The following is a 16,415-nucleotide window of genomic DNA, read 5'->3' on the forward strand; positions in this document are numbered from 1 at the left end:
GGCCCGCTCAGCGGTGAGCAGTCGTCTGCCGGCGTACAGCGATCACTGCGCGGCACTTGACGTATACCTGTGCGGTGAGGTGAGAATCTGTGCGCTGACGGTGAGTTGTGTTGACTCCTGGGGCGGGATGGCCCGTCAGTTCGTACCCCCTGCGCCACAGGTGTAGCCGAACAGACACTCGCCGACAGAAGGAGGATCGCCATGGCGGTCACTCGCAGGTCGTTGCTCATCGCAGGAACCGCCGTACCGATGGTCGGAGCACTGGCCTCGGCCGTCGATGCACAGGCGGTCCCGCGCCCCCGCGCCTCCGGCGGACGGACCGTCGAGCTCCGGGACGGCTGGCGGTTCGCGCTGGTCAACCCGGGTGGGATCACCGACCCCACTGGCGACTACGCCCGAGCGGCCGACCCCGATTACGACGACTCCAGCTGGCGGAGAGTCGCCGTGCCCCATGACTGGAGCATCGAGCTCAGCCCGACCACCGAGCACGGCACCACCAGCGGCACCGGCTTCTTCCCCGGCGGCCTCGGCTGGTATCGCACGACGTTCCGGCTGCCGGCCGGGCTCGCCGGCCGCCGGATATCGGTGGAGTTCGACGGCGTCTACATGGACTCGAACGTGTACTGCAACGGCCACCTCGTCGGCAACCACCCCTATGGGTACACCGGTTTCGCCTACGACCTCACCGATCTGCTGCACACCGACGGCACCACCGACAACGTGATCGCCGTGCAGGTCCGCAACCAACTGCCCAGCAGCCGCTGGTACTCGGGCAGCGGCATCTACCGGAACGCCCGGCTGGTGATCACCGATCCGGTGCACGTCAAACGCTGGGGCACCTATGTGACCACGCCGGATCTCGCCGCGACGCTCCGCTCCGGACACGCCGTGGTCCGTGCACAGATCGACATCGTCAACGAGTCGGGCACGGCCAGGACCGTCACCGTCCGGTCCACCGTCCTGGACCCGCGGGGCCGCACCGTGGCCCGCGCCCGCTCCGCACTCGAGGTCGGAGCGCAACCGGGCACAGCCACCCACGAGATGAGAGTCGACCGGCCGCAGCTGTGGTCCTTCGATGCCCCGCATCTCTATACGCTCCGGACCGGCATAGAGGTCGACGGGGCCGAGGTGGACAGCTACCGCACCGACTTCGGCATCCGGTACGCCACCCTCGACCCGGACAACGGGCTCTCGCTGAACGGCAGCTATGCCAAGATCCAGGGCGTGGACCTGCACCACGACCTGGGCGCCCTGGGCTCCGCCGTCAACGTGGACGCGATGGAGCGGCAGATGACGCTGATGAAGAGCATGGGCGTCAACGCCTTCCGGACCTCGCACAATCCGCCCCCGCCGGAGATGATCTCCATCTGCGAGCGGCTCGGCATCATCATGATGGTGGAGGCGTTCGACTGCTGGCAGCGGGGCAAGAACCGCTACGACTACGGGCGATTCTTCGACGCCAACAGTGACGCGGACATCGCCGAGATGGTCGGTGCTGCCCGCAACTCCCCGGCCGTGCTGATGTGGTCCATCGGCAACGAGATACCGGATTCCACCTCCACCGCGGGACTGGCCATGGCTGAGCGGCTGATCGACGGCATCCGCGCGCTCGACACCACCCGGCCGGTCGTGATCGGTTCCGACAAGTACCGCTCGCTGCCCGCGGTCGGGTCGGCAGCGGACCTGATGCTGGCCAAGCTCGACGGGCTCGGCCTCAACTACAACACCGCCGCATCGGTCGACGCCCTGCACGCCCGCTACCCGCACCTCTTCCTCTTCGAGTCCGAGTCCTCGTCCGAGACCTCGACACGGGGGGCCTACCAGGAGCCGGAGCACCTCAACACCGGCGAGAACTACACCCCTGGCAGGCGCGAGACGTCCTCGTACGACAACAACCTCGCGTCCTGGACGATCAGCGGTGAGTACGGGCTGAAGAAGGACCGCGACCGGAAGTTCTTCGCCGGACAGTTCCTCTGGTCGGGCATCGACTACATCGGCGAGCCGACGCCGTACGACGTGTTCCCGGTGAAGGCGTCGTTCTTCGGAGCGGTGGACACGGCGGGATTCCCCAAGGACATGTACTACCTGTTCCGCAGCCAGTGGAGCAGCGAACCCATGGTGCACCTGCTGCCCATGGACTGGACCGGTCATCAGCGCGGTGACGACGTCGAGGTCTGGGCCTACTCCAACGCCGAGACGGTGGAGCTGTTCCTCAACGGCAGGTCGCTGGGGGTGCGGAAGTTCGACCGCAAGAAGACGAAGGACGGGCGCGGCTACCTGGAGACGACCGAGCCGACCGGGGACGACAAGACGGTCACCTCGGGTCCGTACCCGGGGAGTTACACCAGCCCCAACGGCAGTGCCGGAAAGCTGCATCTGTCCTGGACGGTGCCCTTCGCTCCGGGCGAACTCAAGGCAGTGGCCCGGCTCGGCGGCCGGACGGTGGCCACCGACGTGCTGCGTACGGCCGGCGCGCCGCACGCCCTGCGCCTCACGACGGACCGCAAGAGCCTGCCGGCGGACGGCCGTTCGCTGTGTTTCGTCACAGCGGAGGTGGTCGACTCGCACGGTGTCGTCCTGCCTGATGCCGACGACGTGATCGCCTTCGATGTCGCCGGCGGCTCCCTGGCGGGCGTGGACAGCGGCCGTCAGGAGAGCGCCGAGCGCTACCAGGCGAGCACCCGGGCCGCCTTCCACGGGAAGGCGCTCGCCATCGTCAGGTCCGGCACCCGAGCCGGGAGCGTCACGGTCACGGCTCGTGCGGCGGGACTGCGGACGGCCACCGTCTCGGTCCGTGCCACCGGTCCGGGAGCACGACCGGTGACTCCTGCCGGGCGTTTCGAGCCCGACCCGGGGCCGGGTGCCCCCGCCTATCCCGTGGCGGATGCCGGCTATTCGGGCGCACCCACCACGCTCCCCGCGGCGATGCTGGACGACGATCCGGCCACCGGCTGGTCCAACGCCTTCCACAAGTCCGCCACCGCCCTGCTGCCGGCTTTCGCGGGCGCCCGCCCCGCCGACTGGGTCTCGGTCGACTGGGGCGAGGAGCGTACGGTCCGGCAGGTCGACGTCTCGTTCACCATCGACGCGACGCACACACTGCCCGCGTCGGTACAGGTCTCGGTCTGGGACGGACACGGCTACGCACCCGTCGACGGCGCGACCACCACCTGGGCCACCGGGTCGGACCGGCCGACGACCATCACCTTCGAGCCGGTGCGCAGTTCACGGCTGCGGCTGGACCTGACCAGCGCCCGTCCGGGCGCCCTGGACGGCGCCCAGCGGATCAGCAGGCTCGACGTACCGGGCGGATCGGACGGGGCGCGGGCCTGACGGCCCCGGAAGACCCACGGCCGGGGAGTCACTCCTCGAAGTACGCGTCAAGGACCTCATCGAGCTGTGTGGTCCACTCCGCGAGGAGGTCCTTGCTGCGCGCGGTGATGTCGGTCTCGTACCGGTGCCGGTTGAGCAGGTGGACGATGACGCTGAGCCGGCGTCCGTACTTGGAGGTGTCGAACTCGACGGCGCCGATCTCGTCCCAGCCGAACTCGGCTTCCTGGTCGTCCAGCCGGAACACCAGACCGGCGCGGTTCGCGACGATCGCGCCGCGACGGTCGGCGGCCTCGAACTCGGGGCCGGCCTCGCTCTCGCCGGCTCCGTCGTCCGACAACGACGGGGCCGGCTCCGCATCCGTGGCGTCCGGCGTGGTGACCTGCGGTGCGTCGGCCTCCGGTTCCGGGGCCGGCGCGGCGGGGACCTGGTCCGTCACCTCCTCGGCGGCCTTGTCGTCCACCGGGCTCGGCGCCTCGTCCACAGCTGCTGCGGGACGGGCGGGCATGAGGCCGGGAACGAACGCCGGATCGGTCGCGGCGCCGTGTACGGGCGGGCTCTTCGGGCCTATCTGCTGTTCCACGGTGCGCAGTATGGACGATGTACCTGTGCGACATCCAGTTCCGCGGGATCCCGGTCCATCCCGACCGGCTTGCCGAGGGGCGGCCGGCCGCTGCCCGGCTACTCCGTCATCGCAGTCGACCCGGGCCTACACCTCTGAATGGGACGCCCAGCACTGGCAGTGAGCCCTCCCCCCGGCAACAACCAGGACGCGCCCCACACGGAGGGGCGATGTGCGCGTGGTTACCTCTCAGCGCAACGAGGGAGGCGATACATCGGATCTATAACGCTCAATTCGTGCCGCATGGCGGTCTTTTCGGCCCAGAACGTTGACGTGGCACCGCAGAGCTCGTACGTTTCCGACGCCCGCCGCACTCCTGCGGCACTCACGTCGAAGGGACCGGAAGATGACGAGCCCCGCCGAGCAGTCCTCGACCTCGCGCCGCACCGTGCTCCGAGCTGCGGGAGGGGCCCTCGGAGCGGGGCTCGCTTTCGGTGCCGGGATGCGGCCCTTCACGGCGGCCGCCGCCGTCCGGCGTCCGGAGGCCGCCCGGGCGCACCGGGTGCCCGAGGCACGCGCCGTGACGCTGCGCTATCCCGCACCCGCCGAGGAAGCAAAACTCATCGAGCAGGGGCTGCCGATCGGCAACGGCCGTATCGGAGCCCTCTCGACCGGGGGCCCCGCGAACGACGTCCTCTACCTCACCGACGCCACCCTGTGGACCGGCGGACTGAACGACGCACTGCAGGGCGACGGTCAATTTCCGTACGACACCACGCACTTCGGCTCCTTCACCCTCTTGGCGAAGGCCACCATCGACCTCCCCGGCCACACACCCGCGGCCGTCACCGGCTACTCCCGCCGTCTCGACCTGAGCAACGGCCTCAGCACGGTCACCTACGACAGCGAAGGCGTCGCCTACCGTCGCGAGACCTATGCCAGTCACCCCGACGAGGTCGTCGTCGTCCGCCTCACCCAGAGCGGCGGCGGCCGGTACACCGGATCCCTCACGCTCGCCGGATGGCACGGCGAGACGGCCACGGCCGACGCCACCACGGTGTCGCTCGCCGCGACGCTCCCCAACCAGTTGAAGTACGCGGCCGCCGCCACCGCCACCAGCACCACCGGAACTGTCACGGCGGTCGGTAACAAGGTCACCTTCACCGACTGTGCGGACGTACTCCTCGTCCTCACCGGCGGCACCAACTACACCCCTGACGACGCCACCGCCTTCAAGGACCCGGCCGTCGACCCGCGCACGGTCGCCGCCGGCCGGATCCGGGCCGCTGCCGCAGCGGGACCGGCGGAGCTGCTGCGTACCCACCTGGCCGACTACCAGGCGCTCTTCGACCGGATGACGGTCGACCTCGGGCGCTCCAGCGATGCCCAGCGTTCCCTCGACACCGCCGCGCGCCTCACCGCGCTCGGAGCGGCGGACGCCCCGGCCGATCCGGAACTCGAAGCCGCCTACCTTCAGTTCGGCCGCTATCTGATGATCAGCGCCTCCCGTGACAGTGTGCCGATGAACCTCCAGGGCCTGTGGATCGACCGCACCGACCCCGACTGGATGGGCGACTACCACACGGACATCAATGTCCAGATGAACTACTGGCTCGCCGAGCGCGCCGGCCTGCCCGACTGCTTCGACGCCTTTCTCGACTACTGCTCCGCCCAGATCCCCTCGTGGACCCGCACGACACAGAAGCTCTTCAACGACCCCCGCAACGGCTTCCGCAACTCCAGTGGGAGAGTGGCCGGCTGGACGACGGCGATCTCCACCAACATCTACGGCGGCATGGGGTGGTGGTGGCACCCGGCCGGAAACGCCTGGCTCTGCAACTCGCTCTGGCAGCACTACGAGTTCACCCAGGACCGAGCCGTCCTCAAGAAGATCTATCCACTGCTCAAGGGCGCCTGTGAGTTCTGGGAGGCGCGGCTGATCACCACCACCGTCACCGACCCGGCCACCGGGGGGACCCGCGAAGTCCTCATCGACGACAGCGACTGGTCGCCCGAGCAGGGACCCACCAACGCCAAGGGCATCACCTACGCCCAGGAGCTGGTCCGCGATCTCTTCGTCAGCTATCGCGCCGCCGCGGCCCTGCTCTCCCGCGACGCCGGCTACGCGAAGACGATCGCCGGCCTCCAGTCGCGTCTCTACCTCCCGCAGGTCAGCCCCAAGACCGGCTGGCTGGAGGAGTGGATGACCCCCGACAACCTGGGCGATACCACCCACCGGCACCTCTCGCCGCTCATCGGACTCTTCCCCGGCGACCGGATCACCCCCGCGGACAGTCCCGCCGAACTGGTCACCGGTGTGCGGAACCTGCTCACCGCCCGCGGTATGACGAGCTACGGCTGGGCCTGCGCCTGGCGGGCGGCCTGCTGGGCGAGGCTCAAGGACGCCGAGAACGCGTACCAGCTGATCCGCACCAACCTGAGGCCATCGGTCGACACCAGCAACGGCACCTCGCCCAACCTCTTCGACATGTACGACCTCGGCTCCCGGGTCACCCTGCAGATCGACGCCAACTTCGGCACCCCGACCGCGATGCTCGAGATGCTTCTCTACTCCCGCCCGGGCGTCGTCGAACTGCTCCCCGCGCTGCCCGCGGCCTGGGCCGAGTCGGGACGCGTCACCGGCATCGGCGCCCGCGGCGGCATCACCGTCGACCTCGCCTGGCGTGACGGGAAGGTCACCGAGGCGAGGCTGCACAGCACCGGTGGTGCCACCACCGAAGTACAGGCGGGTGCATGGCGGCGCACGGTGCGCCTGAAGCCGGGCAGGACGGTGACCCTGCGGCCCTGAGCGGAAGACCCGGATGGCACCACTGCTACTCCTGAACGCCGTCCGTCGGCGGACGCATGAGGCCCTCCCGCGCCATGGCGCGGGAGGGCCTCATACAGGGCCGGTGCGGAGCAGCAGACGTCAGCCGACCGGCGTCACGGGTAGGAGACGACGTTGGACGGGACGGTGGAACTGCCCGATGTGGGCGCCCCGGTGTTGTTGATGACGTGGTTGTACTGGCCCTTGCCGCCGAGCGAGACGACGAGGACGTCGTGGAACTTCACGCCGGGCTTGTCGGGCACCAGGAAGCCCCGGTCCTGGTGGATGGTGTCGTCGGCGGTGAAGTTGCAGTAGCTGCCGAGCCCCCAGGCCTCGTGGTGGGTGACGGAATCGGCGACCTTGTAGGCGGCGTAGCCCTTGTTCGGGCCGTCCTGAACGGCTGCCTGGCTCGGAGCGTCGTAGGCCTTCTCGTTCTGGAAGAAGATGGTTCTGCCGTTGTCGCCGTTCCACTGGACGTCGTATTTATTGAAGTGTTCAACGAACAAGCCGGTGGCCAGGACGTTGTTGCCGTTGACGGTGAGCCCGTAGTCGGCGCGGTTGGTTTCCCAGCCGACGCCGGTGCCGTGGTCGGCTCGCCACAGCCAGGTGTGGTCGATGATGGTGTTGTTGCTGTTGATCTCCATGCTGGTGGTCGCCTTGCCCGCACCGGCTCCGCCGATGCGCACGAACACGTCCTGCACGGTCGTCGGGTCGGCCGAGTGGTCGGCGCCCGAGCCGGCCGGACCGACCTGGAGCAGCACCTGCGAGTTGACCGGACCGGCGTCGATGAGGAAACCGGCCAGCTTGACGCCGTCCACGTCGGCGACCTTCATCGCCGTGACGCCGTTGTCCGGGACGATCGTGGCGAGGCCGAGACCCAGCACGACCGTGTCGGCGCGGTTGACGTTGATCGACTGGTCCAGGTGGTAGACGCCCGGGGTGAACAGCAGGTTGAGACCCTGGGCCAGTGCCTGGTTGATGGTCTCAGCGGTCGCTCCGGCCTTGACCACGTAGAACTGGCTCAGCGGGATGGAACTGCCCTGCGGGGCGCCGTGGTCCCAGGTGACGCCGCGGGCATTGGTGCGCTTCGCGGGCACGAACACCTTGTAGGCGTTGCCGTCCAGATACAGGAACGGCTTCTCGCGGGAGACCGGGGTGGTGTCCAGGGTCGTGTAGGGGGGATTCGGGAAACTCTGCGCGGGCGCCCGCTGGACACCGGAGAAGGTCATGTTCCAGACGCCGTTGGTCCAGCCACCGACCGAGCTGTCCCGGGTGTACCACTGCTGCTGGGAGTACGGGCCCACGGTGCCGTCGATCTTGCTGTCGGCGATGTAGCCACCACTGGCCCAGCCGTAGCCGTTGGGCGCCAGGTTGAGTCCGCCCTTGACGTGCATCCGCCGGAACGGCGCGGCCTGGGCGACGGCCCAGCGGTCCGTACCGCTCACCGGGTTGAGGGCGAGGTTCTCGGCGGATCGCCAGAAGTTCTGGGTGGCGTTGCCGTTGAACCAGCCGGCGTCGACGGTCACATCACCGTTGAAGGTCGTGTCGTCGGGGTTGAGGCCGAGACCGGCGATCGAGGTGTAGAAGCCGAGCTGGGCGTTGATGTTGTTGTACGTACCCGGCTTGAACAGCAGCGCCTTGCGGCCGTCGCCGAACTGGGCCGACTCCTGCTGGTGGAAGACATCGTCCACCTTGGCCTGTATGTCGGGCGTGGACGGGTCGAAGACCATGACGTTGGGGCCGAGGTCGCCGCCGCCGGGGATGGTCCCGCCACTTGTGCCGTCGGAGGTGCCGTACACCTGGAACTCCCACAGGGAGTAGCCGTAACCGGTGGCTCTGGCGGTGCCGTTCATCCGGACGTACCGGGCGGTGCCGGCGACGGTGAGCGTCTCGGTGCCGCCGGGTCCCGCGGTGGTGGAGTAGGCGTCGGTCCAGTTGGTGCCGTCGGCGGAGAGCTGGATCCGGTACGCCTTGGCGTACGCGGCCTCCCACTTGAGCACGACCTTGCTGAGCGTCGCCGTCGAACCCAGGTCGACCTGGATCCACTGCGGGTCCGAGAAGGCGCTCGACCAGCGAGTGCCGTCGTTGCCGTCCACGGCATTGGCTGCCCCGGTGCCGCCGTTCTCCTCGCTGGAGGCGGTGACGGTCTTGCCCTGGGAGAGCAGCGTGGGGTCGGCGTGGGCCTGCGTCGGCGTGAGGGCGAGAAGCAGCGCGGCCAGCAGCGCGGTCACTACCAGGGCGGCTGTGCCGCGCCGTTGCGGTAGCGCGGATCGCTGTACAACCGGCAAGCCGGTGGGGGGTGCGGACATGAGCAACTCTCCTGAGTCGGCAGGGACGAGCAGAAATGGAGAGCGCTCTCCTGGGCAGTGATGCTCCGCCGTTGGCCTGGTCACGTCAAGAGTTGTGTCCATGACGATTAAACGATCTTGGTTGTGAACAACAAATGACGACATGCTTGCGCCGCCTCTCGGGCGAGAGGAGGGTGCGGTCTTGAATGCCGTGGCATACCTGCGATGATGTTCACACTTTGTGCGCAGATGACCCGGGGGGGCCATGGGAACCGTAGGCACCGCACTGCTCGAACTGAGAACGGCGCAGAAGTCGGCCAAGGGCGTGTCGCTCTACTCCCGTTTCGTGAACCGGCCGGTGGGGCGCTACCTGGCGGCGGGAGCGCACGGGCTGGGGCTCGCGCCGAACCAGGTGACGTTGATCAGCGCGGCATTCAGCTTCGCCGCCGTAGCCGCTGTCGCGGTGGGGGAACCGTCCTGGGGGACCGGGCTCGCCGTGGGGATCGGCCTTGCCGTGGGCTTCGCCTTCGATTCCGCGGACGGGCAACTGGCCCGGCTGCGCGGCAGTGGCAGCGCGGCGGGGGAGTGGCTGGACCATGTGGTGGACTGCGCGAAGATCACGGCGCTGCATGCCGCCGTGCTCATCTCGTTCTACCGGCACCCCGGTCATTTCGGCGTCCGGGACGTCGCGTGGCTGCTGGTGCCGATCGGCTTCCAGTTCGTCGCGGTGGTGACCTTCTTCGGTGGCCTGCTGACCGACAAGCTCAAGCCGCGCCCGGCGCCCGGCAGCCCCGCCGCGGCGCCGTCCACGCTGCGGGCGGTGGTCCTGCTCCCCGTCGACCACGGGATCTTCTGCCTGGTGTTCCTGCTGCTGGGGGCGGGGAGTGGATTCCGCTGGGCCTATACGGCGCTGGGCGCGGCCGGCGCACTGTTCCTGGTCGCCTTCCTCACGAAGTGGTTCCGGGAATTGAGCGCAGTCCGGCGTTGAACTGTTGCTCGGGGCCGAAAGCGGCCTGGCTGAAGGAAGCCTCGGGCTCGGCCAGTACGTCCAGGGCGCGGCGCAGTTGGGTGCTCGAGGTGTGCACCGTGTACGGGAAGTAGACGATCTCGACGCCGACCACGGCGAAGTCCTGCTCCAGCTTCTCGCCCTTGGAAGTACCCCGCCAGTCGTCGCCCTTGAACAGGACGTCGAAGCGGACCTGCTTCCAGGTTTCGACCTTGTCGGGAACGGTTTCGACGAAGGCCGCATCCACGTACTTGACGCTACGGACGATTTCCAGTCGTTCGACCAGCGGGATCATCGGGCGCCGGCCCTTGGCCCGCTCGGCCATCTCGTCGGAGACGACCCCGGCGACCAGATAGTCGCACTGGCTCCGTGCATGACGAAGGATGTTCAGGTGTCCGATGTGGAAGAGATCGTAGGCGCCGGGCGCGTATCCGACCCGGTGCCGCCTGCTCGTTGTCATGAATGCCCCCCCTGCGCACCACACCCCCCGGCGTGGCTGGAGGTACTGACGATAGCGTGCACGTTCCGTTCCGGTTGAGTGAACGATTAGGGTGACAACGGGCTCACCTCTGGGGGAAGGGATCGCCGCGTGGTAGAGACGCGACGCATCGGTACATCGGCTGGGCGCAAGCGCCGTCTGCTGCTGGTGTCCACGAACTATGCGCCGGAACACGCCGGAATCGGGCCGTATGCGACACAGATTGCCGAGCACTGGGCGGCCCTCGGTCATGAGACGCACGCGCTGACCGGTATGCCGCACTACCCGTCCTGGTCGACGGACCCGGCCTACGCGGGAGTCTGGCGGCGCACCGAGGAGCGCGCCGGTGTCCGGGTGCACCGCAGGCGCCACAGCGTGCCGCCCCGGCAGACCGCCGTGCGGCGCGCCCTGTTCGAGGGCACGATCCTGCTGCACGGTCTGGCCGCTCCGCCCAGGATCGAGCGGCCCGACGCGGTGCTCGCCCAACTGCCCAGCCTGGCCGGCGGGGTGCTCGGGGCTTGGCTGGCGGCCCGCTGGAAGGTGCCCTATGTCCCCGTCGTGCAGGACCTGATGGGCGCCGCGGCCGCGCAGAGCGGGATCCGCGGGGGCGACCGTGCCGCCGCGCTGGCCGAGCGCGCCGAGCGGTACGCGCTGCGGCGCGCGACCCTGGTGGGCGTCATCCACGAGACGTTCATCGACAAGGTCGGTGCGATGGGCGTCGACCCCGCCCGCATACGGCTGGTGCCCAACTGGAACCACATACCGGGCCCTTCACGCCCGCGCGCGGAGAGCCGCGCCCGGCTCGGCTGGCGGCAGGACGACATCGTCGTCCTGCACTCCGGGAACATGGGCCTCAAGCAGGGCCTCGAGGTGCTGGTCGACGCCGCCAGGCGCGATCCGTCGCTGCGGGTGGTGCTGATGGGAGACGGCAACCAGCGCGAGACACTGGGCCGACTGGCGGCGGACGTCCCCAACCTGGTCTTTCTGCCGCCCGCCGAGGACAGTGAGTTCCCGGACATTCTCGCGGCGGCCGACGTACTCGCCGTCACCCAGCGCGCCTCGGTGCTCGACATGAGCGTCCCCTCCAAACTGACCTCGTACTTCGCGTCCGGCAGGCCCGTCGTGGCGTCCGTCGCCGCGCAAGGCGGCACCGCACAGGAGGTGTTGCGTTCGGGGGCCGGGGTGCTGGTTTCGCCGGAGGATCCGGACGCACTCCTGGCCGCGGTGCGTAGACTCGCCGGAGATCCGGTGACGGCCGATGCTCTGGGGGCGCAGGGGCCGCGCCATGTGGCGTCCTACTTGTCGAGGGACGCCGGCCTGGCGCGGATCGACGCACTGATCGATGAGGCCTTGGGGGGTCCAAGCACGTGACGGACATGCACGCTTCCGCGGCGAGGGACGACGAACCGGATCTGCTGAGAGACCAGTTCCGGCAACTGCTGCGCTACCGCAGACTCATCGGTGCGGGCATCGGTATCGGACTGCTCGGCGGAGCGTGGCTGGGAGTGACATCGGCGGACAGCTACACGGCCACCAGTGACATCCGCCTGCGCGCCCCCACCAATGACCCGTTCAATCCGGTCGTGTCCCCGGACAAGACCGTCAACATAGGCACCGAGCGGCAGACCGCGCTCAGCAACAGCGTGGCCGAAGTGGCCGCCGAGGCGCTGGGGCTGCCCAGCAGTCGGCTCGGCTCGCTCCAGAAGGGGCTGCAGGTCACCAATCCGCCGCAGACCATGGTGCTGCGCTTCACTTACGCGGCCACCACGCCGGAGGAAGCGGCCCGCCGGGCGAACGCACTGGTGAAGGCCTATCTCGATCTGCGGGAGAAGCAGTGGAGCGACCTGCGGGACAGCATGGTCAAGAAGACCCGGGACCAGCTGAATCCGATCGCCCGGCAACAGCACGACCTGGCCAAGCAACTGGCGAGCGAGGGCAGTTCGGCCTCGGATGCGGCGAACGCCCGCTATGACGACCTGACCGGCAAGATGAACACGCTGAACGGACAGATCGCCAGCCTCAACGCGCTCGACATGACCGCGGGCACCGTCAGCGGCAAGGCGGTGCCGCCTGCTGCGTCCGACGGGCTCGGGCTGCCGGTGTCGCTGGGTCTCGGCGGCGCGGTCGGGGTGGCACTGGGACTGCTCGGGGCCTGGGTCAGGCTGGTCTTCGACCCGTCGCCGCGCTCACCCGCCGACGTCGCGCGCGCGGTGCGCGCCCCCGTGCTCGGCACGCTGCCCCGTGGCGCATCGGGCGGGACGCTGCTCGTCGGCGGTCAGGATTCCCGGCTGGCCGAGGAGTACCGTTCGGTCGCTTTCCGGCTCGCCTACGACGAACGCTTCTCGGGCCGCCGACGGCTGCTCGTGGTGGCCCCCCGGGGCGGCAACGCTGACGCGGCGGCCGGGGTCGCCGCCAACCTGGCGGCGTCCTTCGCCGAGACCGGCAAGGACGTACTGCTGATCGAGGCCGATCTGCGCACACCGAGCCTGGCGGGGCGGCTGCGGGCCGGTGACACGGGCCGCCCCGCCTGGAGCCGGCAGCCGGACTCCGATGAGCCGGGCTGGCCCGGACCGCGCCGGCTGCAGGTGGACGCGGGGGAGTCGGGGTCCTTCGACCTGGTTCCCGGCGAGCGGGTGCGCAATGTGGCCCGCGCCCTGACCTCCGCCCGGGTGACCCGTCTGATCGAGGAGGCCGACTCCCCGAACGCGACGGTCGTCGTCCTGGCCCCGCCGGTCCTCGCCTATGCCGACGCGCTGGCACTCGTCGACCGGGTGGACGGGGTGCTGATCGTCTGTCACCCGAGGTCCGTGCACCGCGCCGACCTGGTCAGGATCAGGGAGCTGATCACCGGCGCCGGTGGCACCGTGCTCGGCGCCGTCACCCACCCGGTGCCCCGCCAGCCGGGACGGCGGGCGGAGAAGTCCGGGCATCGCGGCAGCGGCAGGGGCGCGAACCGGTCGGCGCAGCAGGAAGACACCGGCGAAGCGGCCGAGCAGCGGCCCGCCGCGGGCCGGCCGTCCCCGCCGCAGCAGGGACTCAGCGGGGACGGGAGCGACACCGTGGCGCTGCGCAGTGTCCGCGCGGGAGACCGGTGAGACGCTCGGCTGTCGTCGCCGCGTCGGTGCTGGACCAGGCGGCGTCCAGCCTGACGAACATCCTGGTGCTGGTGATGGCGGCCCGGGTCTCCAGCACGGGCGGGTTCGCCGCCTTCTCGATGGTCTACCTGACCTTCACCGTGCTGCTCGGCCTGAACATGTCGTATGTGGGGCAGGCCGTCGTACTGGAACGCGGCGACACCCGCGCACTGGCCTCGGCGTGCCGCTCGGCCGCGGTCTTCACCGGCTGCGCGGCGCTGGTCGCCGGCGTGCTGCTGGTCGTGGGCGGGGCGGTGGCCGGTGGACGGCTCGGCGGGGCGTTCCTGGCGCTCGGACTCGTGCTGCCCGTGGTCCTCCTGCAGGACGGGCTGCGCTACTCCTTCTCCGCGCTGCAGCAACCCCACCGGGCGCTCGCCGCCGACGGACTGCGCCTGGTCTGCGTGGTGCCCGCGCTGCTGGTGCAGCCCCACCAGGCGGGTCCGGCCAGGCTCGTTGCCGTGTGGGGCATCTCCGCACTGCCCGCGCTGCTGCTCGGCCTGTTGCTGCTGCGCCCGTTCGTGACGGGAGCCGCGACCCAGCTCCGCCGCTACCTGCGACGTGGCCACCTCGGTATGCGGTTCGTCATCGAGTTCACCGTCGGGAACGCGTCGAGCCAGCTCGCCGTGCTCGGCCTCGGGCTCTTCGCCAGCCCGCTGGCCGTCGGCGCGCTCCGCGGTGCCACCACTCTCTTCGGCCCGCTCAACGTGCTGTTCAACTCGGTGAACGCCTTCGGTCCGCCCGTGCTCGGCAGGCTCGGCGGACGCCGCGCCATCACCCGGGCGGCCGCGCTGCTCGCCGCCGTGCTGGCGGCCGTGGGTCTCGGCTGGGCGGCTGTCCTGTACGCCCTGCCCGACCGGATGGGACACCAGCTTCTCGGTGCCACCTGGCAGTCCGCGGCAGCGCTGCTCCCGGCCACCGGCAGCCAGTACGCGGTGATGGCCCTGGGGACCTGCGCCCTGGTCACCCTGCGGGTGATCAGCCCGCGCGCCACTCTGTCGTTGCAGGTGGTGTTCTCGCTGCTCTCGGTGGTGCTGATGCTCGGCGGCTACGGTCTGGGCGGCGCCATCGGCGCGGCCTGGGGGCTCGCGGCCGGCTCCGCGCTCAAGGCGACGGCCGCCTGGATACGGGTCACCGGTCTCGGCCGGACCGCCGAGCCCTCGGCCGCGGGTCAGCGCAGCACGGCGCCCCTGTCCTGACGGTGCGTCATGATCAGCGCGATGCAGATGATCGCGATGGCCACCCGCCCGGAGGCCTGCAGCAGCGGCCCGCGCAACAGAATGAACGAATAGCCCGCTACCAGCGGCACCACCAGCGAGATCAGACTCCCGGGCGGTGCGCGGCGGGTGGCCCTCCGGGCATACCTCCGGTCCACCCGGGCCGCGGCGTAGCCCATGCCGAGCAGGCCGAGGCTCATGCCCACCGGACCGAAGTCGATCCAGAGCTCCGCCCACACCGGGGAGGAGAGGTTGGTGTTGACCGTGCCCATCCACTCGCCGACCATCACCCCGGTGTCGTGCGGTTTGCCGGGCCATATTGCGCGCGGTACGGCGAACAGGACCGAGCCCGCCAGCTGGCGCCCGTAGAGGTGCCCGCCGCCGGAATGCTCGAACGTGATGGTGTTCGCGAACATGCCGATCTGGTCGTAGTCCTTGAGCGCCAGCGGCTCCAGCACCGAGGTGGTCTCGACCGGGTGGTAGTTCTTGTCGTCGTAACGGAAGCGGTCGGCGAACGGGAAGACCACCAGCGCCACCACCACCCCCAGGCTCAGTGCGGAGCGGTACATCGCCGCGCTGACCGGGAAGACGGTGAACAGCAGGGCGAGCAGCACCGTCAGGAACCAGTAACGCGGATTGGAGATCGGGTTGTTGACCACCGCGTTCAGCGCGGCCAGCGCGCACCACACGGCGATCACCGTCGGTGACTTGCGAGCCCGCCGGGAGGTGACCAGCCAACGGGTGTACGCCAGCAGGGCGATCAGCGCCGGTACGGTGCCGAAACCACGCAGCAGGGCCTGACCGGCCTGCGAGTCGGCCTGCGAGATGCCCGCCTCCGCGATGCCGGCGATGATCTCCTGCCGGCTGCTGAAGAACACGGCCGGCCCGCCCAGCTTCAGGACGAACACCGCGCTGCACGCGAAGGCCACCACCACCAGCAGATAGAGCCTTCGCCGGTGCACCAGCGCGGGCCGTGTCTCCCCTCGGCCCTTGCCGCCGGGCCGGTGCCTGGCCAGCAGAGCTCCCACGTCGAAGGCCACACACCCGATAAGAACGAGCGCGATGGCCTCGGTGACGTCAGAACGCGGACCCACCACGGGTGTCGGCACCTTGCCCAGTACGGCCTGGGCGAGCGGGGCCACCCCCATCGCCATATAGACGAAGAGCCAGAAGGACCCCTGCAACAGCTTGCGGCGGCCGGTGAGGATCATCCCGGACAGTCGGGCGCCGGCGTACATCGTCAGGATCAACTGCACCCAGTACGCGCTGTCGTGGACCCCGTTGCCCGGCTGGACGGCGACCACCGCCGGCATGGCCACGGTGAGCCCGATGGCCAGCGGTACCGACAGGGCTCGGGACAGCAGGGTCCGCGGGGAAACCGCCGGTGCGAAACGCAGGGCCGAAGCGGGCAGCGGCGCCGGGCCACGGACCGGCGCCGCCTGTCCGGTGCCCTCGTCCGTCTCCGTCGTCATGCGGCCCCCGCCCCTGAGCGGATCCCCCCTGAGAAGATCCAGCGGCCAGTCTACCGACGTGCGGAGCTGCCACTCGGCGTCAGCCACTAGGCTGAGCAGCCAGG

The 16,415-nt window shown here is 69.8% G+C and carries 10 protein-coding genes; 6 read left to right on the forward strand and 4 right to left on the reverse strand.

The annotated features are described in order from the left end of the window. Positions 1–201: 201 nt before the first annotated feature. A complete protein-coding gene (locus AB0M87_RS21830; protein WP_365855332.1) occupies positions 202–3,333 on the forward strand; it encodes a glycoside hydrolase family 2 TIM barrel-domain containing protein in 3,132 nt (1,043 codons plus the stop codon). 28 nt (positions 3,334–3,361) lie between these two features. On the opposite strand, the gene AB0M87_RS21835 is transcribed toward AB0M87_RS21830, so the two are convergent. Further along, positions 3,362–3,913, reverse strand: a complete 552-nt coding sequence (locus AB0M87_RS21835) for a hypothetical protein (protein ID WP_365855334.1) — start codon at positions 3,911–3,913, stop codon at positions 3,362–3,364. Between the two features lie 385 nt (positions 3,914–4,298). Between AB0M87_RS21835 and AB0M87_RS21840 the strand changes: the two genes are divergently transcribed. Continuing rightward, positions 4,299–6,701, forward strand: coding sequence for a glycoside hydrolase N-terminal domain-containing protein (locus tag AB0M87_RS21840; protein ID WP_365855336.1), 2,403 nt, complete (start codon positions 4,299–4,301; stop codon positions 6,699–6,701). Positions 6,702–6,835: 134 nt separating this feature from the next. Here the strand turns inward: AB0M87_RS21840 and AB0M87_RS21845 are convergent, their stop codons facing one another. Further along, positions 6,836–9,028, reverse strand: coding sequence for a discoidin domain-containing protein (locus tag AB0M87_RS21845; RefSeq protein ID WP_365855338.1), 2,193 nt, complete (start codon positions 9,026–9,028; stop codon positions 6,836–6,838). Between the two features lie 244 nt (positions 9,029–9,272). On the opposite strand from AB0M87_RS21845, the gene AB0M87_RS21850 reads away from it, so the two are divergent. Then, positions 9,273–9,995 (forward strand): CDP-alcohol phosphatidyltransferase family protein, encoded by a 723-nt coding sequence (locus tag AB0M87_RS21850; protein WP_365855340.1) that lies wholly within the window; start codon positions 9,273–9,275, stop codon positions 9,993–9,995. On the opposite strand, the gene AB0M87_RS21855 is transcribed toward AB0M87_RS21850, so the two are convergent. Further along, positions 9,955–10,473, reverse strand: a complete 519-nt coding sequence (locus AB0M87_RS21855) for an adenylyltransferase/cytidyltransferase family protein (protein WP_365855342.1) — start codon at positions 10,471–10,473, stop codon at positions 9,955–9,957. The two genes, AB0M87_RS21850 and AB0M87_RS21855, sit on opposite strands and share 41 nt — an antisense overlap. A gap of 183 nt (positions 10,474–10,656) precedes the next feature. Here AB0M87_RS21855 and AB0M87_RS21860 point away from each other — a divergent pair, with 183 nt between their 5' ends. Genes AB0M87_RS21860 through AB0M87_RS21870 form a run of 3 tightly spaced genes read left to right on the forward strand, consistent with a single transcriptional unit; the run spans position 10,657 to position 14,821 of the window. Further along, positions 10,657–11,862: a glycosyltransferase family 4 protein gene (locus AB0M87_RS21860; protein WP_365855426.1), complete on the forward strand. Its 1,206-nt coding sequence runs from the start codon at positions 10,657–10,659 to the stop codon at positions 11,860–11,862. A 5-nt stretch (positions 11,863–11,867) separates the two neighbouring features. After that, positions 11,868–13,586: a lipopolysaccharide biosynthesis protein gene (locus AB0M87_RS21865; RefSeq protein ID WP_365855428.1), complete on the forward strand. Its 1,719-nt coding sequence runs from the start codon at positions 11,868–11,870 to the stop codon at positions 13,584–13,586. Then, positions 13,583–14,821, forward strand: coding sequence for a hypothetical protein (locus tag AB0M87_RS21870; protein ID WP_365855344.1), 1,239 nt, complete (start codon positions 13,583–13,585; stop codon positions 14,819–14,821). Before AB0M87_RS21865 ends, AB0M87_RS21870 begins: the two co-directional genes overlap by 4 nt. Here the strand turns inward: AB0M87_RS21870 and AB0M87_RS21875 are convergent. After that, on the reverse strand, positions 14,794–16,311 hold the full coding sequence (locus AB0M87_RS21875; RefSeq protein ID WP_365855346.1) for an O-antigen polymerase: 1,518 nt from the start codon (positions 16,309–16,311) through the stop codon (positions 14,794–14,796). The two genes, AB0M87_RS21870 and AB0M87_RS21875, sit on opposite strands and share 28 nt — an antisense overlap. Positions 16,312–16,415: the final 104 nt, after the last annotated feature.

It is taken from the genome of Streptomyces sp. NPDC051320 (assembly GCF_040682175.1).
Lineage (GTDB): Bacteria > Actinomycetota > Actinomycetes > Streptomycetales > Streptomycetaceae > Streptomyces.

Coding starts and splice junctions, on each gene's coding strand:
- AB0M87_RS21850 (WP_365855340.1), top strand. CDS start 9,273: ATGGGAACCGTAGGCACCGCACTGCTCGAACTGAGAACGGCGCAGAAG.
- AB0M87_RS21830 (WP_365855332.1), top strand. CDS start 202: ATGGCGGTCACTCGCAGGTCGTTGCTCATCGCAGGAACCGCCGTACCG.
- AB0M87_RS21865 (WP_365855428.1), top strand. CDS start 11,868: ATGCACGCTTCCGCGGCGAGGGACGACGAACCGGATCTGCTGAGAGAC.
- AB0M87_RS21875 (WP_365855346.1), bottom strand. CDS start 16,311: ATGACGACGGAGACGGACGAGGGCACCGGACAGGCGGCGCCGGTCCGT.
- AB0M87_RS21855 (WP_365855342.1), bottom strand. CDS start 10,473: ATGACAACGAGCAGGCGGCACCGGGTCGGATACGCGCCCGGCGCCTAC.
- AB0M87_RS21845 (WP_365855338.1), bottom strand. CDS start 9,028: ATGTCCGCACCCCCCACCGGCTTGCCGGTTGTACAGCGATCCGCGCTA.
- AB0M87_RS21840 (WP_365855336.1), top strand. CDS start 4,299: ATGACGAGCCCCGCCGAGCAGTCCTCGACCTCGCGCCGCACCGTGCTC.